This window comes from Gemmobacter lanyuensis (assembly GCF_014652355.1).
GTDB lineage: Bacteria > Pseudomonadota > Alphaproteobacteria > Rhodobacterales > Rhodobacteraceae > Gemmobacter > Gemmobacter lanyuensis.
Window position 1 is genome coordinate 1003494 of sequence record NZ_BMYQ01000001.1, and the last position, 21553, is coordinate 1025046.

Sequence of the window (21553 nt, forward strand, 5' to 3'; positions counted from 1 at the left end):
GGAACCGAAGGAACTGAGGCGATGACGAGTGTGGCCAATCTTCAGCCGGAACCCGCGCCGATCCTGGCGTGTACCATTTCGCGTGATGTTCAGAATTTTGAACTGCTCATTGACGACATGGAACAGGAACTGGGGGAAAGCTGGGGCGACCTGTCCTTCGACGACGCGCTCTTGTTTCTGGAACAGCCCGACAGTGCCACGCTGCAATTCGTGGCCGTGGCGGTCAATGCCGAGGATGAGGCCGATCTGACCCGCGTCGCCGAGGTGATCCGCACCGCCAAGGCCAAGGGGATCCGTGTCGTGCTGATCGCCGACCAGGTCAGCCCGGTGGCGCTACATCAGCTGCTGCGCCTTGGGGCGGATGATTTCGTCCCCTACCCCCTGCCCGAAGGCGCCCTGCATGAGGCGGTGACACGCGTCGTCAAGAAACCGGCCGAGCCCGAACCGGCTGCGGCCCGCGTTGCGCCCCCGCCCGAGATGGAGCCGGAACACCACCACCCACCGCGCTTCAAGGCCAAGGGCGACCGCGAGGGCGTGCTGATGCCGATCCACGGCCTATCAGGTGGGTCGGGCGCCACGACCTTTGCCGCGAACCTGGCATGGGAGCTGGCGAATGTGGACAAGGCGAAGTCGCCCCGCGTCTGCCTGATCGACCTTGATCTGCAATGCGGCTCGGTTGCGACCTATCTTGACCTGCCGCGCCGCGAGGCGGTGTTCGAAGTGCTGCAGGATCTGCAACATGCCGACAGCGACAGCTTCCTGCAGGCCATGCTGACCTTCAACGACAAGCTGCATGTCTTTACCGCGCCGGCCGACATGCTGCCGCTGGATCTGGTCGGCCCCGAGGAGATCGGGCGGCTGCTGGATATGGCGCAGGCGAATTTCGATTTTGTCATCATCGACATGCCCAAAACCATCGTGGCCTGGACGGAAACCGTTCTCAGCCGCGCGCAGGTCTATTTTGCCATGATGGAGCTGGACCTGCGTTCGGCCCAGAATGTGCTGCGGCTGATGCGGGCGCTGAAGGCGGAAAACCTGCCCTTTGAAAAGCTGCGCTATGTGCTGAACCGCGCGCCGAAGTTCACCGATCTGTCGGCGAAAAGCCGGGTCAAGCGGCTGGCCGAAAGCCTTGATATCAGCATCGAACTGCAGCTGCCCGATGGCGGCGCGCAGGTGACGCAATCGAATGATCATGGCCTGCCGCTGTCGGAAACTGCGGCGAAGAACCCGCTGCGGCGCGAGATTTCCAAGCTAGCCAAGTCCTTGTTCGAGATGGAGAAAACCACTGCGGCCAAGGCCGGGGCCTAAGCGGTTGTGATGGGGGTGTGACGATGTTTTCGCGATTCAAGAAACCTGAACCCGGCGCAGCCAAGCCCGCGCCCAACCTGGCGCCCGTCGGGGCGGCCCAGGCTGCCCCCCGTGCCACCGCGACCACCGCCACTGCCAAACCGGCCGCCCCCGGCCTTGCTGCGGCGCGCGCCGCTCCGCGGAGCCCGGCCGAAGTCGCCCAGGCCGACAAGGACCGCAAGCGCAAGGAACGCCTGCAGGACCTGAAGGTGGAACTGCACAAGCGCCTGCTGGAGAACCTGAACCTCGCCGTGCTGGAAAAGGCATCGGAGGCCAATCTGAAGGCCGAAATCGCCGCCATTTCCGCCGAGGCGCTGGATGAAATGTCGGTCGCGCTGACCGCGCAGGACCGCTCGACCCTCAATCAGGAACTTTATGACGAGGTCATGGGCCTTGGCCCGCTGGAGCCGCTGCTGAAGGATGATACCGTCAGCGATATTCTGGTGAACGGGCCGCAGCGCATCTTTGTGGAACGGGGCGGCAAGCTGACGCTGACCGACATCACCTTCAAGGATGAACGCCACCTGCTGCGGATCATCGACAAGATCGTCTCGGCCGTAGGGCGGCGGGTGGACGAATCGAACCCCTATTGCGACGCGCGTCTGGCCGATGGCAGCCGCTTCAACTGCATGGTGCCGCCGGTGGCGGTGGATGGCTCGCTCGTCTCGATCCGGAAGTTCAAGAAGGAAAAGCTGGGGATCAACGATCTGGTCCGCTTCGGTGCCTTCACCGAGGAGATGGCGCTTTATCTTGAGGCTGCGGTGTCCACGCGCCTGAACATCATCGTCTCGGGCGGGACGGGGTCAGGGAAGACCACCACGCTCAATGCGCTGTCGTCGTTCATCGATAATGCCGAACGGGTGCTGACCATCGAAGACACCGCCGAATTGCAGCTGCAGCAGGTGCATGTCGGCCGGATGGAAAGCCGCCCCCCGAACGTCGAGGGCAAGGGCGCCGTCACCCAGCGCGACTGTCTGCGCAACGCGCTGCGGATGCGCCCTGACCGCATCATCGTGGGCGAAACCCGCGGCGAAGAGGTCATCGACATGCTGCAGGCCATGAACACCGGCCATGACGGGTCGATGACCACGATCCACGCCAACAACCCGCGCGACGGCATCAGCCGTCTGGAAAACATGGTCGCCATGGCGGGGATCGAGATGCCGCTGAAAGCGGTCCGCAGCCAGATTGCCAGCGCCGTCAACCTGATCGTGCAGGCCAGCCGCCTGCAGGACGGTTCGCGCCGGATGACCTCGATCACCGAGATCACGGGGATGGAGGGCGAGGTCATCTCGATGCAGGAAATCTTCCGTTACGAACGCCTCGGTCTGGCCCCCGATGGCAAGATCATCGGGCGGTTTAACGCCACCGGCGTACGGTCGCATTATTCCGAGCGGTTCAAACAATGGGGCTTCCACCTGCCCCCGTCTATCTATGATCCCATTGCCTGAGGCCTGACATGACCATCAATCCGGCCATTTTCGTCTATGTGTTGATCTTCGTCGCCGTGCTTCTGGTGGTCGAGGGGCTTTATCGCACGATCTTCGGCAAGTCGATCAGCCTGAACAACCGGATCTCGCGGCGTCTGGCGCTGCTGGAGAAGAACAACAACCGTGAGGAAGTGCTAGCCCAGCTCCGCAAGGAGATGACGCAGCACATGACGGCCAAGTCGATCCCGCTCTATTCGATTCTGGCCGACAAGGCGCAGAAGGCGAATATCGCGTTTTCGCCCGTGCATCTGATCGCGCTGATGATCGCGCTGTCGGGCATGGCCTATGTCGGCCTCACCTTCGGCACCCCCGCCGATACGCCGGTGCGGGTGATTCTGGCCATCGCCATGGGCGTGGGCGGCATCTATATCTGGGTGAACAACAAGGCCAAGAAGCGCGTTCTGCTGCTGCAGGAACAGCTGCCCGATGCGGTTGAACTGATGGTGCGCAGCCTGCGGGTGGGCCATCCGTTTTCCGCCGCGCTTGGCATCGTCGCCAAAGAGGTGGCCGACCCGCTGGGCACCGAATTCGGCATGATCTCGGACGAGGCTGCCTATGGCCGTGACGTGGCAGAAAGCCTGAAGGCCTTTGCCGAACGGATGGACAATCAGGATTTGCGCTTCCTGGCCGTCGCCGTGTCGATCCAGCAGCAATCGGGGGGTAACCTGGCCGAGATCCTTGAAGGATTGGCGCAGGTGATCCGGTCGCGCTTCAAGCTGTTCCGCCGCGTCCGCGCCATTACGGCCGAGGCGAAATGGTCGGGCATGTTCCTTTCGGCCTTCCCGGTGCTGGCGCTGCTGATGATCCTGATGCTCAAGCCCGACTATTTCGACGAGGTCCAGAAATCCGCGATGTTCGTGCCTGCGGCGCTGGTGGTCGGCGTGATGCTTACGATTAACGTGATCTTCATGAAGATCATGGTCAACATCAAGGTCTGAGGGTGCCATGCTGACAAACATCAATGCACTGCTGACCGAAAAGCTTGGCCCGCTGGGCCCGGTCATGGTCTTGTTGGGGCTGGCGGTGGTGCTGGTGGCGGTGGCGCTGCCGACCATCCTGCAAAAACGCACCGATCCGCTGGACAAGCTGAAACAACAGCGCACCGCCATGGGCATCGCCGCCGGTGACGCGCAGCTGCGCACGCGCAGCGCGGCCGACAAGCTGGAGAAATACGCGGCCTATCTGGAACCGCAGGACCAGCAGGAAATGTCGGCCGCGCGGCTGACCATGCTGCGGGCGGGCTACCGGTCGAAGAACGCGGTGCGGACCTATTACTTCGCCAAGCTGACGCTGGGCCTCGGCGCGCTGGCACTGGGGCTGTTGTATACGATGCTGCTGAAATCGCAGCGCGGCGATCTGCCCACGCAGACGATGATCCTTTACACCATCCTGCCCGCAGCGGCGGGGTATTACATGCCGCAATACTGGGTGCAGCGGCGGCTTCAGACCCGGCAGGCCGAAATCCTTGCCGGGTTCGCCGATGCGCTCGACCTCATGCTCGTCTGTGTCGAGGCGGGTCAGTCGCTGGACCAGTCCATCAACCGCGTGGCGCAGGAAATGCGGGCGGGCTACCCGGCCCTGGCCGAGGAATTCGAGATGGTCGCGCAAGAGGTGAAGGCGGGCAAGGAACGGGTGCAGGTGCTTAAAGACATGTCCGAACGTGTCGGCGTGGCAGACGTGTCGTCCTTCGTGACGACGCTGGTGCAATCGGCCACCTTCGGCACCTCGATCTCGGAAGCGCTGCGTGTCTATTCTGCCGAGATGCGCGACAAACGCGTCATGCGCGCCGAAGAGAAGGCGAACGTCTTGCCGACGAAGCTGACACTCGGCACAATGATGTTCACCCTGCCGCCCCTGATGCTGATCCTGATCGGACCCTCGATCTACGGCATCGCCACACAGCTCGGCGGGGGTTGAGACCCGGACGAGTATGAGACAAGCCCTTCTTGCGCTTTGCGTGATCCCGCTCGCCGCCTGTCAGATGATGGGCGGCGCTGGCACTTTGCGGCCTGCCGAAAATGCGCCGCCCCCCGCGAATGCGCGTGGCGAAGGGGTGGACGGGCTGATCGTCGGCCACCGCCTGATGGCCGCGGGCGAGCCTGAACTGGCGCTCCGCGCCTATTACCGGGCCGCGGCGGAACAGGGGGTCGATGCCGATGTGCTTTCGGCGGTGGGCAGCGCCAATCTGGCGCTGGGGCGGCTGGGTCAGGCGGAACAGGCGCTGCGCCGCGCCTTGGAACGGGACCCGACCTTCGTGCCCGCGCTGAACAATCTGGGCTGCGTGCTGATGGAACAGGGCAAGGCGCCCGAGGCGAAGATCGTCTTCCAGCAGGCCTTTGCATTGGACAGTGGCAACTCTGACGCGATTCGCGAAAATCTGAAGCGCGCAATGGCCATGTCCCAGAATTCGATTTATGCTGAAACGGCAAAAGAAGAACAAGAAGTCCACAACTTCTCGCTCGTTCGGCGTGGCCAGGGGGAATACGTTCTGCTGTCGGCGCTGTGATCGAGGGCTGTGGCTCGCGAGCAGGATCAAGGACGCGCCATGCGCCATCATCTGTTTTCCGGGCTGTGCCTTGCGGCGACAGCCCTGCTTGCCGGTTGCGGCGGCGGCGCAAGCGACGCCGAAGTGCAGCGCGCCATCAAGGACGTGAATGTCATTGATGAAAGCAACCTGAGCGAGATCATGCTGACCGTGGGTGACCCGAATGAGGCGGTCGCCTATTTCACCCGCACGCTGCAGCAGAACCCCGACCGCCCCGATCTGAAACGCGGTCTGGCGAAGTCGCTGATGCGGGCAGGCAAGCCTGAAGAGGCGGCAAAGGTCTGGTCAGCGCTCATCGCCTCGGGTCAGGGCAGCAATGATGACCGTGTGGGCTATGCCGAGGCGCTGATCCGGTCGAACAAATGGGCCGAGGCGGCGGCGCAGCTCAATCAGGTGCCACCGACGCATGAAACCTATGACCGTTACCGGCTGGAAGCGATGATTGCAGACAGCCGCAAGGAATGGAAAAAGGCCGACAGCTTCTATGAAATCGCGGCCGGGCTGACCACCAAGCCGGCCAGCGTGTTGAACAATTGGGGCTTTTCCAAGCTGAACCGCCGGGAATATGCAGCCGCCGAAAAGCTTTTCGTCGAGGCGCTGACGAATGATCCCCGCATGTTCACGGCGAAGAACAACCTGATTCTGGCCCGTGGCGCGCAGCGCAAATATGACCTGCCGGTCATCGACATGACGCAGACCGAACGGGCAGAGCTGCTTTACACCCTTGGTCTTGCCGCCGTGAAGCAAGGCGATGTCAGCGTCGGACGCAACCTGCTGCAGGAAGCGGTTGATACCCACCCCCAATATTTCGAGGCTGCCGCCCGCAGTCTGGCCGCCCTTCAGGGCTGAGGTGAATCGATGATTTCCAGTTCCGCCGCCCTGTGGCTTTTGCCCTTCTGCCTGCCGATCGCAATCTGGGTTGCGTGGTCGGACATGAAATTCATGAAAATCCCCAACAAGGCCGTCATGACCATGGCCGCCGTCTGGACGGTGGTGGGCTTTTTCGCCTTCCCGCTGGCGCAATATGGCTGGGGCTGGGCGCTGTTGGGGATCGTGCTGGCCATCGGTTTCGTCAGCAGCGCGCTGGGGCTGGTTGGGGCGGGGGATGCGAAATTCGCCGCGGCCATGGCACCCGTCTTCACCACCGCGAACCCGGTGCTGGTGCTGGCGCTGTTCTGTGCCTGCCTTCTGGGCGCCTTTGCCACGCATCGGCTGGCCCGGATGATCCCCGCCGTGCGCCGCGCCGCGAGCGATTGGGAAAGCTGGACGCGCAAGGATTTTCCCATGGGTCTTGCCCTTTCGGGGACGCTGATTTTCTACCTTCTCGCCCCATTTCTGGCCAATTGATCGGGCTAACTCTCGGTTGAATCGCGCGGGGGCAACCATCGCCCCTGCGCTGCACTGCCGACGAGGTTGAAGTCCATGAACATGCAGGCCGCCCCGCAGCCGGGCCCCACTGTCATTGCGCCGGTTGCGCCCCGTTCGCTGGCGGACACCGGTCTGTCCATGGTGATGATGCGGGATATCCTGCTCAAGACCATGTTCCGCATGAACCTTGATCTGGTGTCGGACATCAGCCGGATCATCTGCCTGCCTGTCACCGCCACGCAAGAGCTTGTCGATACCTGCCGCAGCCAGCGCCTGCTGGAGGCCACGGGCACGCTGCATGCCACCTCTGGCAATGAGATGGGCTATCAGCTGACCGATGCGGGCAAGGCGCGCGCGCTCGATGCCTTGGCACAGTCCGAATATTACGGCGCGATGCCCGTCCCGCTTGAGGATTACTCGGCCCAGATCAAGCGGCAATCCGTTCGCAACATGAAGCTGACGCGGGACCAGCTGCTCAAGGGCATGGGCCATCTGATCCTGCCCGATGATCTGATCAACAACCTTGGCCCTGCGGTGGGCTCGGGCCGGTCGATCCTGATGTATGGCCCGCCGGGGAACGGGAAATCCTCGATCTCGAACGGTATCCGCGATGCGTTGGGTGACAAGATCTATATCCCCCGCGCGGTGGAATATTCAGGGCAGGTCATCACCGTCTATGACCCGATCGTGCATACCGCCGCGGTCGAGATTGTCGAGGACCCGACCAGCCTGCGCCGCACCGCCAACCGCTTTGACCAACGCTATGTCTATTGCCAGCGCCCCTCGGTGATCACGGGGGGGGAACTGACGCTCGACATGCTTGATCTGACCTACAACCCGGTCGCGCGCACCTATACCGCGCCGCTGCAGATGAAATCGAATGGCGGCATCTTCATCGTGGACGACCTTGGCCGTCAGGCGGAACCGCCGCAAAAGCTCGTCAACCGGTGGATCGTGCCGCTGGAGGAAAGCCGCGACATCCTGCAGCTGCAATCGGGCGAAAAGTTCACCGTGCCCTTTGACACGCTGGTCATCTTCTCGACCAACTTCCACCCGAATGAAATCTTTGACGGCGCGGCGTTGCGGCGGATCTTCTTCAAGATCAAGATCGACGGCCCCGATCAGGAAAACTTCCTGAAGATCTTTGCCATGATGGCGCGCAAGCGGAAGATGCCGCTGGATGAAAAGGCGATCATCCATCTGCTGAAGGTGAAATACCCCACCATCAACAACAATTACGCAAATTATCAGCCGATCTTCCTAATCGATCAGATGATTGCCATCTGCGAATTCGAGGGCCAGCCCTACCACATGTCGCCCAGCCTGATCGACCGGGCTTGGGCCAACATGTTTGTCCGCGATGAGGCGATTGCGCGCTAAGGCTCAGGCGGCCGCGGCGGTCTGGCGGATGCGCTCCACCATGGCGCGCACCCCGTTCGACCGCTGCGACGACAGATGTTCGTTCAGCCCCAATCGGGCGAGTTCGGCTGGTGCATCCACCTTGCCCACCTCGGCTGCCGTCAGCCCGGAATAAAGCGCGTGCAGCACGGCGATCAGCCCCCGCACGATCATCGCATCCGACGTGCCCTGGAAATCGAACCGCGCAGCAGGCCCCTGCCCTTCCACCAACGGGCGCAGCCAGACCTGGCTTGCACAGCCATCCACCTTGAAGGCGGGCGCCTGAAAGGCGGGGTCCAGATCGGGGAAAGCTTTGCCCAGCTCGATGACATGGCGATAGCGATCTTCCCAGTCGTCGAGAAATTCGAACGTTTCCACAATGTCTTCAAAGGCGGCGGTGGCCATGGCGTTCTCCATCTTTGGGTCAGAGCTAAGCCGCGCAGGCGGAAAGGTCCAGAGGGGCGCTTTTCAAACCCTCCGCCATGCGCTAGCCAAGAGAGGCGCCACAGGCTTTGACGAATGGGCGCGAAAGGGTGAGGCATGAAGAAACCGCTGCTTGCTGCGCTGTCGCTGATGATGCTGGTGTCTGCCTGCGGGACGCGGCTGAACCCGTTCAACTGGTTTAGCGCGTCGGAACCTGCGGCGGCTGCGGCCCCGGTGGTGCTGAAGGCCGAAGACCCGCGTCTTCTGGCCGAACAGATCACCACACTGAAGGTGGAACCCATGCCCGGCGGCGCCATCGTGCGCGCCACGGCCCTGCCCCCGACCCAAGGCTGGTGGAGTGCAGACCTGGTTGCTGTCGAGGACGCATCGGCCGATGGCCAGCTGGTCTATGATTTCCGTCTTTTCCCGCCGCTGGAACAGATGGCGGCTTCGACGCCCCGGTCGCGGCAGATCACCGCGGCAGTGTTCCTGTCGGATATTCAGCTTTCGACCGTGCGTAGCATCACCGTGCGCGGCAGCAGCAACGGCCTGTCCAGCCGCCGCTGATCACCCCAACACGACCAGCGCCTGACGGACGGCAGGCTCAAGCGGCGCGAAGGCGGGCAGGATCAGCGCCTCCGCTGCGTCCGGGGCTTCAAGCGTGGCAAATTGGCTGTCGAGCAGCGCGGGCGGCATGAAATGGCCGCGACGTTGCGCAAGACGTTCTGCAACCGTGGACTGATCGGCCGCCATATGCACAAAGCGCAGGTCCGGCACCCCTGCCCGCAGATGATCGCGATAAGACCGGCGCAGCGCCGAACAGGCCAGCACCACCCGCGATTCGCGCGCCATGGCCGTGGCGCAGAGAGCCAGCCAAGGCCAGCGGTCGGCGTCGGTCAGCGGGGCGCCCTGCGCCATGCGCGCGATGTTTTCCGGCGGGTGCAGATCATCGGCATCCAGAAACACCGCCCCTGCGGCCTGGGCCAAGGCCGCCCCGAAGGTGCTTTTGCCGCACCCCGAGACGCCCATGACCACGACGCGCCACATCAGACGATCTTGACCACGCGCACGTCATTGCCGCGTGCGGTGAGCGCGATTTCGCCTTTGCACAGGCGCAGCGCGTCTTCGCCAAAGGCCTCAAGCCGCCAGCCCTTCAGCGCGGGCATGTCACGTTCCCCCGCCGCAATGGCATCGAGATCCGAGGCCGAGGCCACCAGCTTGGCCGCCACGCCCAGCGTTTCGGACTTGGCCTTGAGCAGCACGCGCAACAGATCGGCCAGCGCCGGGTTCACTTGCAACTGCTCGCGTGAGGTGTCGGGCTTGGGCATGTCCTCGGGGCGCATTTCCAGCCCCGCCTTGACCGCCGCCAGAATCCCGTCAGCGATGTCGCCCTTGCGGCCTTCCCGCAGCAGCAGGCGCGATCGACCCAGCTCTTCGTGGTTGGTCGGGCGGGTCGAGGCGATTTCCAGCAGCGCATCATCCTTCATCACGCGCGACCGCGGGACGTTGTTCTTCTGCGCGTAATCCTCGCGGAATTGCGCCAGCGCCTTCACCACCGCCAGGAACCGGCCCGATGTCGTGCGCGTCTTGACGCGCTGCCAGGCCTCTTCGGGGCGGATGGTATAGGTCTCGGGGTCGGTGAGCATCGACAGCTCTTCGCCAACCCAATGTTCGCGCTTCGATTTCTCGATCTGTTTGGCGAGGCTTTCATAGACCACGCGCAGATGCGTCACATCGGCCAGCGCATATTCCTTCTGCGCCGTGCTGAGCGGACGGCGCGACCAATCGGTAAAGCGCGAAGTCTTGTCGAGGCTTTCCTTGGCGATCTTCTTGACCAGCGTTTCATAGCCGACCTGTTCACCATAGCCGCAGACCATGGCCGCGACCTGGGTGTCGAACAGCGGCACCGGGAAAACCCCGCCTTCGACAAAGAAAATCTCAAGATCCTGCCGCGCGGCATGGAACACCTTGACCGTCGCCTCATGGCGGAACAGGTCATAGAGCGGTTCAAGCGAGAGTGCGTCCCCCCCCTCGATCGGGTCCACCAGCACCGCTTCGCCCGTCTTGCCCGGCAGGGCCATCTGGATCAGGCAAAGTTTCGACCAATAGGTCCGTTCACGCAGAAATTCGGTATCAATGGTAACATAAGGCTCGGATTTTGCGGCTTCGCAGAAGGCGGCAAGATCCTCGGTCGTGGTGATGGTCCGCATCGGGCGTCTTTCGAAAGGGCTCACGGGGGCGTCCCGCCCCTCCGCTATAGGCGGCGCGGGGCGCCATGTGAACCCTTTTCCGCCGCACCGGGCCGCCAAGGGCCGCCCGGTGCTGCAAAATCAGGCCAGTTCGGCCAGATCCTTGGCGTCAAAGCCGCGCAGGCGGTCTTCGGCGCCCTCGCGCACATGGCGCACCCAGGCAGGGTCAGAGATCAGCGCCCGGCCCACAGCGATCAGGTCAAACTCCTCCCGCTCCATCCGCGCGACCAGCCGGTCCAGCGGCGAAACCGCCGATCCCGCCCCGCGGAAGGCGCCGAAAAATTCCCCATCAAGGCCCACGGACCCCACGCTGATGGTGGGTGCCCCGGTCAGCTTCTTGGCCCAACCGGCAAAGTTCAGCCCCTCGGCCCCGTCGATTTCGGGGAACTCGGCTTCCCAGAAACGGCGTTGCGACGCGTGGAGGATATCCACCCCCGCCTCGACCAGCGGCACCAGCCATTCGGCCATTTCCTCGGGCGATTGTGTCAGGCGGACTTTGTAATCCTGCTGTTTCCACTGGCTCACGCGCAGGATCAGCGGGAAGTCCGGGCCGATCGCAGCGCGGGTGGCCTTGATGATCTCGGCGGCAAAGCGCGACCGATCACGGATCGAAGCGCCGCCCCAGCGATCTTGCCGCAGGTTGGTGCCGCCCCAGAAAAACTGGTCGATCAGATAGCCATGGGCGCCATGCACCTCGACCACGTCAAAGCCGAGCCGTTTGGCATCGGCGGCCGCGCGGGCGAAGGCCGCGATGGTATCGGCGATATCCTCTTCGGTCATCGCTGTCCCGCGCGGATCGCCGGGGCCGACAAGGCCCGAGGGGCTTTCAACCTGGGTGTCCGGCTCCCAGTCTCCGGCGCGGGTGCTGCCGGTGTGCCAGATCTGCGGGCCCATCTTGCCACCCGCGCTATGGACGGCATCGATCACGCCCTTCCAGCCGTCCAACGCGGCTTCGCCGTGGAAGAAAGGAATCCCCGGCAGATTGCGCGAAGCCGGGCGGTCCACCACGGTGCCTTCGGAAAGGATCAGCCCCACGCCCCCTTCGGCGCGACGGCGGTAGTATTCGGCCTGTTTCGCCCCGGGAACCCCGCCCTCTGCCATGCCCCGCGTCATCGGCGCCATGACAATCCGGTTGGCGAGGTTCAGCCCTTTCAGCGCGAAGGGGCGAAACAGCACATCGGTCGCAGTCATCATCTTGCTCCTGTTCAAACCGTGGCCACATAGGTATACGTTTGATACCTGGTATCAAGAAGGCACCTTTACGTCACCAGGTCACCCGAAGGTAACCGCATGAAAGACAACGCCCCCGCCCCGATCTGGTCCCCCGCCTGCGCCGCGCGGTTCGCGGAAGGCTGCCCCTCGCGCGAGTTGTTCGACCAGATCGTCGACAAATGGTCGATGATGATCCTGACGGTGCTGCGGGACGGGCCACAGCGCTTCAACGCGATCAAACGGATGCTGGAGGGGGTCTCGCAGAAATCCCTGACGCAGACCCTGCGGCGGCTGGAGCGCAACGGGCTGGTGGAGCGGCGGGTGCTGGCCACCTCGCCCGTCGCGGTGGAATATGCCATGAGCGATCTGGGCCGGACCCTGCTGCCGCCGCTGCACAGCCTCTATATCTGGACCAAGGAGAATATGCCCGAGGTCGAAAACGCACGGCAGGCCTTTGACGGTCGCGGCGCGGGATAGACAGGGTTTGCCCCGCGGGGCCCGCGCGCTAGCTTTCCCTTCTTACGGTCGTTTCGGATCATCATGCCCCGTAGTTTCAGCCAACCCTCGCCCTGCCCCCAATCGACCTGCGCCAGATCGCCCCAGCAGAGGGGGAGGCACTGATGCGGCCCGTTTGGTTTGCCGCGGGCGTCGTTTCGGTCGGGCTGGGGGTGGTGGGGGTGGTGCTGCCGTTTTTGCCGACGACACCCTTCATGATTCTGGCGGCGGCCTGCTTTGCGCGATCTTCACCGCGGCTGCATGACTGGCTGTGGCATCACCGGGTCTTTGGCCCGGCCATCCGCGACTGGCGGCGGCATGGGGCGATTCCCAAGGTGGCGAAGCGGGCCTCGGTTCTGGCGATGGGGGCGGCGTTCGGGTTAAGCCTCCTGCTCGCCCTGCCCTGGCCCGCGTTGCTTGCCCAGGGCGTGGTGCTGGTGGGGATGGGCAGCTGGATCCTGACCCGGCCCGATCCGCCGGTGGTGGAATAAGCAAAGGGGGCTGTCTGCCCCCTCTGCGCCTACGGCGCATTCACCCCCGAGGATATTTCCAGACAGAAAATGGGATCAGGGCAGCGCGATCGGGGTCCGATTGCCGCTGAGGTAATTCCGCAGCGCCGCCGGATAGAGGCGGTGTTCCTGCACGAGGACGCGGGCCGCGAGGCTGTCGGCGGTATCGCCGGGCAAAACGGGCACGCGCGCCTGGCCGAGGATCGGGCCATCATCGAGGACGGCGGTCACTTCGTGGACAGTGCAGCCGGCCTCGGCATCGCCCGCATCAAGCGCGCGCTGATGGGTGTGGAGGCCCGGGTATTTCGGCAGGAGCGAGGGGTGGATGTTGAGCATCCGCCCTTCGAACCGGGCGACGAAGGCCGGGGTCAGGACGCGCATGAAGCCCGCGAGGCAAAGGACGTCGGGGTTTGCGGCTTCGATATGGTGAAGGAGGGCGCCTTCGAAAGCGGCGCGGTCCTTGCCGAAGGTGCGGTGATCGACGGCGGCGGTCGCGATGCCTGCGGCGGCGGCTTTGGCAAGGCCGCCGGCTGCCGGGTCATTCGAGGCGACCAGCACCGGGCGCCCCGGATGGTCGCCGGTCATGGAATTGACCAGAGCGACCATATTGGAGCCACCCCCGGAAATCAGGATGGCAACGCGTTTCACAGAAGCTTGCCTTTGTAGATCACGCCTTCGCCGGGGACGACGCGGCCGAGGCGGATGACGGTTTCGCCTTCGGCACGCAGCAGCGCCTCGATCTCATCTGCACTGTCGGCCGCGACCGAGAGGATCATGCCGATGCCGCAGTTGAAGGTCTTGAGGAGTTCAGGTTCCGTCATGCCCGCAGTTTCCGCCAGCCAGCGGAAGACCGGCGGCAGTTCCCAGGCGCTGAGGTCGATTTCGCAGGCCAGCCCTTCGGGCACGACGCGGGGCGGGTTTTCGGTAAGGCCGCCGCCGGTGATATGGGCCAGGGCATGCACCCCGCCTGCGCGCACGGCCTTGAGCGCCTGTTTGACATAGAGACGGGTCGGGGCCAGCAGGGCTGCGCCGAGGCTGCCTTCGGCGAAGGGGGCGGCGGCATCCCAGCCAAGGCCCGAGAGTTCGACGACCTTGCGGACGAAGCTGTAGCCGTTCGAATGCACCCCGTTCGAGCCGAGGCCGATCAGCACATCCCCTTCGACCACGCCCTTGGGCAGGTCTTCGCCCCGTTCCATCGCGCCGACGGCAAAGCCCGCAAGGTCGAAATCGCCCTTGTGGTACATGCCGGGCATTTCGGCGGTTTCCCCACCAATCAGGGCGCAGCCGGATTGCACGCAGCCTTCGGCGATGCCGTTGATGATGCGGGTGGCCTGATCGACCTCAAGCTTGCCGGTGGCGAAATAGTCTAGGAAGAACAGCGGTTCGGCGCCCTGACAAACCAGATCGTTCACGCACATGGCGACAAGGTCGATGCCGATCGTATCGACATTGCCGGTATCGATCGCGATGCGCAGCTTGGTGCCGACGCCATCGGTGGCCCCCACGAGGATCGGGTCCTTGTAACCCGCGGCCTTGAGATCAAAAAGCGCGCCGAAGCCGCCCAAGCCCGACATGGTGCCCGCGCGGTTGGTGCGCTTGGCCGCGGGCTTGATCCGCTCGACCAGGGCGTTGCCTGCATCGATGTCCACGCCCGCATCGGCATAGGTCAGTCCGTTCTTCGGCGTGTTCATGAGAAGGCCCCTCGGAGATATGGCGGAATTGGCGTCCGCATAGACGATAAACGCCGCAGGCGCAACGTGCGCGGCGGCCCTGATCCCCCTTTCGGGGCAGGGATTCCGGGGGGCGGCGATGATCCCTTGACCCTGCGGGACGGAATGCTTACCCAAAGCGCAGGGGGCTGTAGCTCAATGGTTAGAGCCGGGCGCTCATAACGCCTTGGTTGGGGGTTCGAGTCCCTCCGGCCCTACCAACGTATCCCATTGATATGTTGAAATACCATAAGCGTGCTCGATCTGGCCGTTTTTTTGTGCTCACCCGAGTCAAGAGGGTTTCTGTGACAGCCTGAACGAACCCTGTGGATAATCGCGTATCACTTTGATTAATTTGGCATTTCAGAGACGCTGAACCAGACGCAGCCGCACGGCACGGCCATTTGGACCTTGCACGACGGGTTTCACATCTTCCGCGGTTTTGCAGGCCCCAAGGCGGCCTCGACCTCTTCCCGCAGGAACAGGCGGCCGAAATCCTGCCCTTCCGGCGCGAATACAGCCACCCCTGCCCGTTTCAGGTCCGCCCGAAGTTCCGGAATCGGTCGCCCTGTTTCGGCCGAGAGTGTGCGCATGGTCACGAACCGCCGATGAAAATCCGCAATATCTGCCGCCGTCATGACGGTGTTTTCGATCCCGGTTTTGGGATTTCGCATAACGGTAGCGCAGGTCTGCCCGGCGTCGATCAACGCGCGGAAGCGACCCTTGTCCTTGATGCCGACAGAAATGCCGAAGGCGGTCGCGGTCATCGGCGTTTCCATGTCTGGACCGTCTGACGGGCGGACCAGCAGATCCAGCTGTGTAGTGCGAAGGCGCAGGTCCGAGAATCCATCACCAACGGCACCGATCACAAGCTTCCCGTTCTGAACCGCGTCCAAAAGCGCGGCGATCGGTCGGCGGCACCGACGGCTTGCAGCCAAGAGAGGTTCCCAGCCCGCATCCGCTGTCGAAATCTGCTGGGCCCTCGCCATCAGATCGCCCAAGAGGTCCATCGCTTGGGTCAGGCTCCAGCGCAGATGGACCGCCACGTTCTGCATACGCGGCGTCAGAAGCCCCTCGGACACAAGCCTTGCCAGTTCTGTTCGGCTCACACCGATCTCTCGCTGCAGGGTCTTCAAGCTGACCAAGGTGGGGATCTCCGCCAGCAAAGCGGCGTGGTCTTTGGCACTGAAAACCCGACGATTGGAAAACCGGGGATCGCCGGCGGTCAAAGCCCCAGCCTCGATCAGGAAGGGTTCCAGCAGTTCCTCGGTGACGCCGACTTCTTTTGCGGCGCTGTATAGAGAATGCAGTCGGCGTTCGGGTTGCACCTCCCCCAAAACGGTCTCGCCCGCAGCCACTGGCCAGACCGACAGAATGCAGTCGCGCAAGAGTTGCCGGAAAGGATCGAAGGCAGGATCATGGACGTAATCGGTCCGAAGTTTTGTGTGCAGTTGCCCGAAGACCGCTTTCGGCTCTTCGCGCTTTCCTCCCGAAGCCTCGACCAAAGCCATGAACGCCGCAGAAATCGCCGCTTCGCCCTGGCGGGCAACGGCAAACCCTGCCTGCTGCGCTGCCCGTAGCCTGTGAATGTCGCCCTGCCCCGGATCAGCCTGAAGGCGCAGAAGTTCCATCCCGAGCAAGCGGCAAAAGGCTGTTGCCGGATAAAGCCCGTGATTGGCCAACCACGTGTGATCTTCCCCGTCCTCCAGCCGACGATCCAGCCACAGGTCATATTCTGTGGGATCGCAAGCGGGGCGATCCATGGTTCCCGCCAGAAGAGCTGCCTCGATTTCCTTGAAACGAGCCGCAAAGTCGTATCGTGCGTATCGATTGTCCGCGGTCCAGAGTGGCACAAGAAGATGCCGGTGCTTCAGGCAAAGCGTCACCTCACGCAACTGCCAGTCGCCCCGCATTGCCATGGCTTCCACGGAAACTCCGGAATGCGCCGAAGCATCCTCGCGAAGACAAGTCGGGCAGCCCCGAAGAGTCGGATTGCGCAGGGCACGCGAAATGAAGACCTCGTCCCGAAGGCGCATCCTGGCATCACCGATGGGCTCTCCCGACCAGGATTGCAGCGCCCCGATCCCTGCTGAGGTCAAACCGGCCCAATGGGCAAGACTGTCCAGAGCTTCCGGGTCGCCGTCCAGAAGACGCCGAAACGAAAACCCCATGTTCTGCGCGAACTCCACCACCGGGGTCCGGCGCATCGCCGCAAACCGCGACAGAAAAGATGGTACCGTCTCGCGCGGAACGGGATCTGGTCGGAGCGGGAACCGTGGGGTCAAAGGACTGAAGCTTCCTTTCTGCATCGATGGTTGGGCCAACGGTCAACACAAGGAATGTACCGCGCAAGGAACACTGTCCAGATCGCAAGAGCGCTTGTCGGGAGGGCCGGAGACGCGCTCGGCCCAAAGCTGCCGGTCGAACCCGGTGCGGCGACGGTCTAGTTCACGCGCCCCCAAGACGTTCGTCCACGCACGCATACGGGCCCACGACCAAGGCCCTGTCGCTTGTTCGTTTTAAGTCGCGCGCTCGTCTTTGGATGAACCCATCACGATATAGGACGTGATTGCATTGACATGGGATTGAGTGCCCAAGACCTCCGTGTGGAAGCGCTTGTATTCCGAGAGATCGGCACTCTCTACGCGGAGGAGATACTCGAACGCCCCTGCTATGTTGTGGCATTCGACGACTTCTGGCGCGACTGCCATAGCGCGCTCGAAGCCTTCCTGTGCTGCCTTGGTATGAGAGGACAGTCCGACCATGACATAGGCGGTGAATCCGCGCCCCATGCGCTCGGGATTGGTCACGACCCTGTAGCCGCGGATCACACCGGTTCGCTCCAGTTCCTGAACGCGTCTTAAGCAGGCCGAGGGAGACAGGCTAACACGTTCAGCCAGAGCGACGTTGCTTATCCGCCCATCACGTCGTAGTTCGCGCAATATTTTCTGGTCTATAGCATCCATGAGACGTCAATCGTTGTGCAATCATGTTCAGTAATATAATATTAGATCACATTTTGCGACCTCTTCACACTATTATTGCGCGCAGGCAATGTAAGAGCACACTTCATGACACTAGCTATCCTGGGCAGCATCACCAGCGTCATCATGATGCCGCGCATTGGGTTGACTGCCTGTCGAAAGGTGCCTTTGAGCATCCCCTCGAGACGCTCGGCCAACGATGCCTGTGTGGCTAGACTGGTCCCTCTGCCCGAACTCTGAGCTTCAAGGTCATCTCAGCGTGCGGCCTGACGCGCGACAACAGCCAGTGCGAATTCCACGAGATAGTCGTTTAGCGCACGTGATGCCTCGATGGCTGTAACAGCGTTGCCGTCTGCGATGGCGGTGAGGATCGCTCGATGCAGGTCGCGCCCTCGTTCAATGTCACCAAGTTCCTCGCGCGCGTGGACAATCCAGAACCGGCGCGACAGTCCCTGCAAAGGCAGCATCAACGACCCCAGGTACCGGTTCCCTGCTGCATCGAGGATCAGGGCATGCGTTTCGCGGATGGTATCGGTGTATTCCTGCAGCGTGAACCGGCCTTCCAGTCGCGCCGCCAGGCTGCGCATGGCTGTTTGCTGTGCCTTGCTTGCGCGCTTGGAGGCCAGGTCCACCGCAAGAACCTCGACGGCGCGTCGGACTTCAAGGCGACTGATCTGATCCTCGACAGTGATAGCAGGGATCTCGATGCCACGACTGGCATGGACGCGAATCATGTAACTGGGCGCCAAACGCTGGATCGCCTCACGAATCGGCGTGCGACCCAAGCCCATCATTTCAACGATGGTCCGTTCGGACACCATAGACCCGGGGGCAAGTTCACCGCGTTCGATCATGCTCTGCAGCATGGCAACCGCCTGCTCTGTCTTGTTCATTTCCGTCTCCAACCCGGATGCGACCTGCCACGCCGCTCTATATCAAGGCCGATTGACACACGACCGATATATCGGTCATATATTAAAGACCGAAAGTAAGGTCGAGAGGGACGTCGACATGAAGTACTCGCCTGGCACAGAACGTTGTCCGTTGCCGTTCTCGCCGTTCAAAAGCTGCACTGTGCCTCGCCCCATCGGCTGGCTGTCCAGCAGAAGTGCTGCCGGAGTGGAGAACATCGCGCCCTACAGCCAATGGCAGAACCTGACCTTTGATCCGCCGATGGTGATGTTCGCGGCCAATCGCTACCCGGACGGGCGGCGCAAGGACACGGTGCTGAATGCTGAGGAAACCGGTTGGTTCGTCTGGAACATGGCGACGTTCGCGCTGCGCGAGGCTGTAAACATCAGCGCCATGGCTCTGCCGCCCGAGGAAAGCGAGTTCGATCGCATCAACGTCACTCGCGTCTACTCCGACAACGGTGCCGTGCCGATGGTGCTGGAAAGTCCGTGCAAGTTTGAATGCCGGTACTTGAGCACGCACACCATGCGCGGGCATTCGAGCATGGGCACCGTCGACGTCGTCTTTGCTCAGGTTGAAACGATCCACATCGACGACCGTGTCATCCTGCCCGATGGTCGGTTGGACATTGCCGCGATCGAGCCGATCGCTCGTATGGGCTATTTCGATTACACCGTGGTCCGTGAGACCTTCGAGATGCGCGTGCCGGGGTCGGATGTCGATGCCCGCGCCGGGCTGGAAGGTCGCGCCGGATTCTGACCGGCCGCCGTTCTCCCCGACCACTTCCACAGTTGTCACAAGACCCGCCTCGCAGGACGCAGCAAGGCGGACATCCCAACACAGGAGGATTCCCAAATTACCCAAGGTGATCGCCGGCCCGGTTTCGCACTCTCGCGCCGGTCAGTACTGGCCGGTATCGGTGCGGCTTCTGCCATGGCTGGAGTTGGCCTTCCGCTGCGGGCGCAAACGTTGACGCCGGTTCGGGTGACCACGGCATTGCGGCTCGCCAACTACACCCCCGCCTACACTGCCTTGCGAGAAGGCATTTTCGCCAAGCACGGGCTCGAGGTCGAGATCGCCGCCGCCAGTTCCGTGGCTGAGCCGATCTCGATCCTCAATGCCGGGCGCGCGGAGTTCGCGATGACGGGCACCGGCATGGCCGTCAACTCTGCCATCGAAGGGGCGGATGGCCCGCCGCAAACAGCCTGGGCTGTAGCGTTGGGTCGGAAAAAGCCTCTGCTCCGAGAACAAGCCTGCCCAAATCTCAAAAATTCTTGGGCCGCAAATCAAAGTGGGCGGCCAACCAGAGGATGCGACAGCCCGATCAGCAGTAGACGCCGTATTCAATTCGAACCAGATAGTCGCGCAAGGCAAGGCATCCCTCCGGGGTCATCATCAGTTCAAGCGGCATCTTGCGGTCGAGACCGATAGCTTTCCTCGTCATCCAAGCGTCGGCTGCTGCCGTTGATCCCAGGACTTTGGCTGCCTGAGACAGGATTGCTGAAACTTGTTCGGCGCGCTTGCTCTGTTCCAACGTCAAGGTCGCGCTCGGATCCTTCGCGACTTGGGCTTTCAAGGTCCTCTCGCTGGTCCCAACGATTTGCCGCAAGAGACCTATGGTTCGCAGGGACGGGAAGGTAGAAAGCAGCTCAAGAAGGGATACAGCCGTTCCCGTCTGTGTTTGCATGATGCAGCGGACTCCAAACCTTGAATGCAGCCTCGGCCAAATTCATCTGTCACGCAAGTCCGAGCATAGAGTGCCGCGCAGGGTCTCACCAGCATTGTCCCGGTCGAACCGGGCGGAAAGCAGGCATTGGTGTTGCTTTGCATGTCGATGCACATCAGAAAAGCAGACCTTTGTAAAACAAGGCTGTGCAAGCACCTTTATCAAGCGACCCCGGCACGAAGGAGCATCCCGAACAGGTCACGGGGGCCATCCGGGTCTGCAAGAAGGTCGAGATGATCGAAGTGCGGGTGGTCTTTCAGCAAGTGCTGCACATAGCGCAGCGCGCTGAAATCTTCGGTCGCAAAGCCCACACTGTCAAACAGCGTGATCTGCGCGTCGGAGGTCCGACCGGGTACCGCTCCTGTCAGCACCTGCCAGAATTCCGTCACCGGATGGTCGGCTGCAAGCTGCTGGATCTCGCCCTCGATCCGCGTCTGCGGCGGGTATTCGACAAAGATCCGGGCGCGGGTCACGGCATTGATGTGCACACCTTCGCCCACCATGTTGTCGGTCAGGATGGTGGCGTTCGTCTTGTCTGCAGTGACCGTGGTGATAATGCCTGCCCCCATCACCGCCTCTTGCGCGCTGTAGCACGAGATCACCTTCAGCCCGCGGCCGGCCAGGTTCGCGGCGCAGCGTCGGGTGGCCGAGGGGTCGATGTCGTGAAGCCGCACCTCGTTAATGCCGCAGATCGCCTTGAAGGCCAACGCCTGAAACTCTGACTGCGCGCCATTGCCAATCAGAGCCATGACACGAACGTGTTTGGGCATCAGATGGCGCGCAACTAGGGCCGAGGTGGCGGCGGTGCGCAAGGCGGTGAGGATGGTCATTTCCGTCATCAGCACCGGATAGCCGGTTGCCACATCCGATAGCACGCCAAAGGCTGTCACGGTCTGCAGGCCGTCGCGGGTGTTCTTCGGATGGCCGTTCACATATTTGAAGCCGTAGGCAATGCCATCCGAGGTCGGCATCAACTCGATCACCCCGTCGCGCGAATGGGCGGCGACGCGAGGTGTCTTGTCGAACAGCGGCCAGCGCCGGAAATCCTCGGCGATCTTCTCGGAAAGCTCGGTCATGAACCGTTCTACCCCGACCTCGCGGACAAGGTTCATCATGTTCTCTACGCTGATGAACGGCACCGTGTTCAGCGCGGGCGGTTGGATCATGGTCATTCCCCTGAAAGTTG

Annotated in this window: 24 protein-coding genes and 1 tRNA gene; 14 read left to right on the plus strand and 11 right to left on the minus strand. The window is 62.6% G+C overall.

Translation table 11 applies throughout. The annotated features are described in order from the left end of the window. Positions 1–21 precede the first annotated feature (21 nt). The 8 genes from IE101_RS04935 to IE101_RS04970 all read left to right on the plus strand — a co-directional run bounded on the left by IE101_RS04935 (position 22) and on the right by IE101_RS04970 (position 8130). Positions 22–1308, plus strand: coding sequence for a CpaE/TadZ family protein (locus tag IE101_RS04935; RefSeq protein ID WP_189632655.1), 1287 nt, complete (start codon positions 22–24; stop codon positions 1306–1308). A gap of 23 nt (positions 1309–1331) precedes the next feature. Beyond that, a complete protein-coding gene (locus tag IE101_RS04940) occupies positions 1332–2798 on the plus strand; it encodes a TadA family conjugal transfer-associated ATPase (RefSeq protein ID WP_189632656.1) in 1467 nt (488 codons plus the stop codon). An 8-nt stretch (positions 2799–2806) separates the two neighbouring features. Continuing rightward, the gene (locus tag IE101_RS04945) at positions 2807–3775 is read left to right on the plus strand and encodes a type II secretion system F family protein (RefSeq protein WP_189632657.1); all 969 of its coding nucleotides are present in this window, start codon (positions 2807–2809) and stop codon (positions 3773–3775) included. A gap of 7 nt (positions 3776–3782) precedes the next feature. Continuing rightward, complete coding sequence (locus IE101_RS04950) at positions 3783–4754, plus strand: type II secretion system F family protein (RefSeq protein WP_189632658.1); 972 nt, start codon at positions 3783–3785, stop codon at positions 4752–4754. Positions 4755–4767: 13 nt separating this feature from the next. Further along, on the plus strand, positions 4768–5343 hold the full coding sequence (locus tag IE101_RS04955) for a tetratricopeptide repeat protein (protein ID WP_189632659.1): 576 nt from the start codon (positions 4768–4770) through the stop codon (positions 5341–5343). Positions 5344–5382: 39 nt separating this feature from the next. Then, positions 5383–6231 (plus strand): tetratricopeptide repeat protein, encoded by an 849-nt coding sequence (locus tag IE101_RS04960; RefSeq protein ID WP_189632660.1) that lies wholly within the window; start codon positions 5383–5385, stop codon positions 6229–6231. 9 nt (positions 6232–6240) lie between these two features. Next, the gene (locus tag IE101_RS04965; RefSeq protein ID WP_189632661.1) at positions 6241–6729 is read left to right on the plus strand and encodes a prepilin peptidase; all 489 of its coding nucleotides are present in this window, start codon (positions 6241–6243) and stop codon (positions 6727–6729) included. A 75-nt stretch (positions 6730–6804) separates the two neighbouring features. Further along, entirely contained in the window at positions 6805–8130 is a 1326-nt protein-coding gene (locus IE101_RS04970; protein ID WP_189632662.1) for a DUF8689 domain-containing protein, read from the plus strand. 3 nt (positions 8131–8133) lie between these two features. Here the strand turns inward: IE101_RS04970 and IE101_RS04975 are convergent, their stop codons facing one another. Beyond that, the gene (locus IE101_RS04975; protein ID WP_189632663.1) at positions 8134–8553 is read right to left on the minus strand and encodes a SufE family protein; all 420 of its coding nucleotides are present in this window, start codon (positions 8551–8553) and stop codon (positions 8134–8136) included. A gap of 135 nt (positions 8554–8688) precedes the next feature. Between IE101_RS04975 and IE101_RS04980 the strand changes: the two genes are divergently transcribed. Further along, the gene (locus IE101_RS04980; protein WP_189632664.1) at positions 8689–9138 is read left to right on the plus strand and encodes a hypothetical protein; all 450 of its coding nucleotides are present in this window, start codon (positions 8689–8691) and stop codon (positions 9136–9138) included. Here IE101_RS04980 and IE101_RS04985 read toward each other — a convergent pair whose 3' ends face one another. The 3 genes from IE101_RS04985 to IE101_RS04995 all read right to left on the minus strand — a co-directional run bounded on the left by IE101_RS04985 (position 9139) and on the right by IE101_RS04995 (position 12011). Beyond that, entirely contained in the window at positions 9139–9618 is a 480-nt protein-coding gene (locus IE101_RS04985; RefSeq protein ID WP_189632665.1) for a gluconokinase, read from the minus strand. After that, entirely contained in the window at positions 9618–10781 is a 1164-nt protein-coding gene (gene rnd / locus IE101_RS04990) for a ribonuclease D (RefSeq protein WP_189632666.1), read from the minus strand. Before rnd ends, IE101_RS04985 begins: the two co-directional genes overlap by 1 nt. Before the next feature lie 120 nt (positions 10782–10901). Beyond that, positions 10902–12011 carry an NADH:flavin oxidoreductase gene (locus IE101_RS04995; RefSeq protein WP_189632667.1) on the minus strand — a complete coding sequence of 370 codons (1110 nt, stop codon included), beginning with the start codon at positions 12009–12011 and terminating at the stop codon, positions 10902–10904. Between the two features lie 99 nt (positions 12012–12110). On the opposite strand from IE101_RS04995, the gene IE101_RS05000 reads away from it, so the two are divergent. Both IE101_RS05000 and IE101_RS05005 read left to right on the plus strand, forming a co-directional pair. Next, positions 12111–12509 carry a winged helix-turn-helix transcriptional regulator gene (locus IE101_RS05000; protein ID WP_189632668.1) on the plus strand — a complete coding sequence of 133 codons (399 nt, stop codon included), beginning with the start codon at positions 12111–12113 and terminating at the stop codon, positions 12507–12509. A gap of 143 nt (positions 12510–12652) precedes the next feature. After that, positions 12653–13018, plus strand: a complete 366-nt coding sequence (locus IE101_RS05005; RefSeq protein ID WP_189632669.1) for a YbaN family protein — start codon at positions 12653–12655, stop codon at positions 13016–13018. 75 nt (positions 13019–13093) lie between these two features. Here IE101_RS05005 and purN read toward each other — a convergent pair whose 3' ends face one another. Further along, a complete protein-coding gene (gene purN, locus IE101_RS05010) occupies positions 13094–13684 on the minus strand; it encodes a phosphoribosylglycinamide formyltransferase (protein WP_189632670.1) in 591 nt (196 codons plus the stop codon). Further along, positions 13681–14727, minus strand: coding sequence for a phosphoribosylformylglycinamidine cyclo-ligase (purM, locus tag IE101_RS05015; RefSeq protein WP_189632671.1), 1047 nt, complete (start codon positions 14725–14727; stop codon positions 13681–13683). Before purM ends, purN begins: the two co-directional genes overlap by 4 nt. 163 nt (positions 14728–14890) lie before the next feature. On the opposite strand from purM, the gene IE101_RS05020 reads away from it, so the two are divergent. Then, positions 14891–14966 (plus strand) — tRNA-Ile (locus IE101_RS05020). A gap of 204 nt (positions 14967–15170) precedes the next feature. Here the strand turns inward: IE101_RS05020 and IE101_RS05025 are convergent. From IE101_RS05025 to IE101_RS05035, 3 genes are all read right to left on the minus strand, one after another. Then, the gene (locus IE101_RS05025; protein WP_229804014.1) at positions 15171–17054 is read right to left on the minus strand and encodes a TniQ family protein; all 1884 of its coding nucleotides are present in this window, start codon (positions 17052–17054) and stop codon (positions 15171–15173) included. Between the two features lie 210 nt (positions 17055–17264). Next, positions 17265–17711 (minus strand): Lrp/AsnC family transcriptional regulator, encoded by a 447-nt coding sequence (locus tag IE101_RS05030; protein WP_189632673.1) that lies wholly within the window; start codon positions 17709–17711, stop codon positions 17265–17267. Positions 17712–17983: 272 nt separating this feature from the next. Beyond that, entirely contained in the window at positions 17984–18622 is a 639-nt protein-coding gene (locus IE101_RS05035) for a GntR family transcriptional regulator (RefSeq protein WP_189632674.1), read from the minus strand. Between the two features lie 118 nt (positions 18623–18740). Between IE101_RS05035 and IE101_RS05040 the strand changes: the two genes are divergently transcribed. Then, positions 18741–19400, plus strand: coding sequence for a flavin reductase family protein (locus IE101_RS05040; RefSeq protein WP_189632675.1), 660 nt, complete (start codon positions 18741–18743; stop codon positions 19398–19400). Between the two features lie 174 nt (positions 19401–19574). Further along, positions 19575–20072 (plus strand): ABC transporter substrate-binding protein, encoded by a 498-nt coding sequence (locus tag IE101_RS20060; protein WP_189632676.1) that lies wholly within the window; start codon positions 19575–19577, stop codon positions 20070–20072. On the opposite strand, the gene IE101_RS05050 is transcribed toward IE101_RS20060, so the two are convergent. Together IE101_RS05050 and ocd are read right to left on the minus strand one after the other, a co-directional pair. Next, the gene (locus tag IE101_RS05050) at positions 19966–20370 is read right to left on the minus strand and encodes an antitoxin Xre/MbcA/ParS toxin-binding domain-containing protein (RefSeq protein WP_308429863.1); all 405 of its coding nucleotides are present in this window, start codon (positions 20368–20370) and stop codon (positions 19966–19968) included. The genes IE101_RS20060 and IE101_RS05050 overlap by 107 nt on opposite strands. Positions 20371–20528: 158 nt before the next feature. Beyond that, the gene (gene ocd / locus IE101_RS05055) at positions 20529–21539 is read right to left on the minus strand and encodes an ornithine cyclodeaminase (protein ID WP_373296055.1); all 1011 of its coding nucleotides are present in this window, start codon (positions 21537–21539) and stop codon (positions 20529–20531) included. Positions 21540–21553 lie beyond the last annotated feature (14 nt).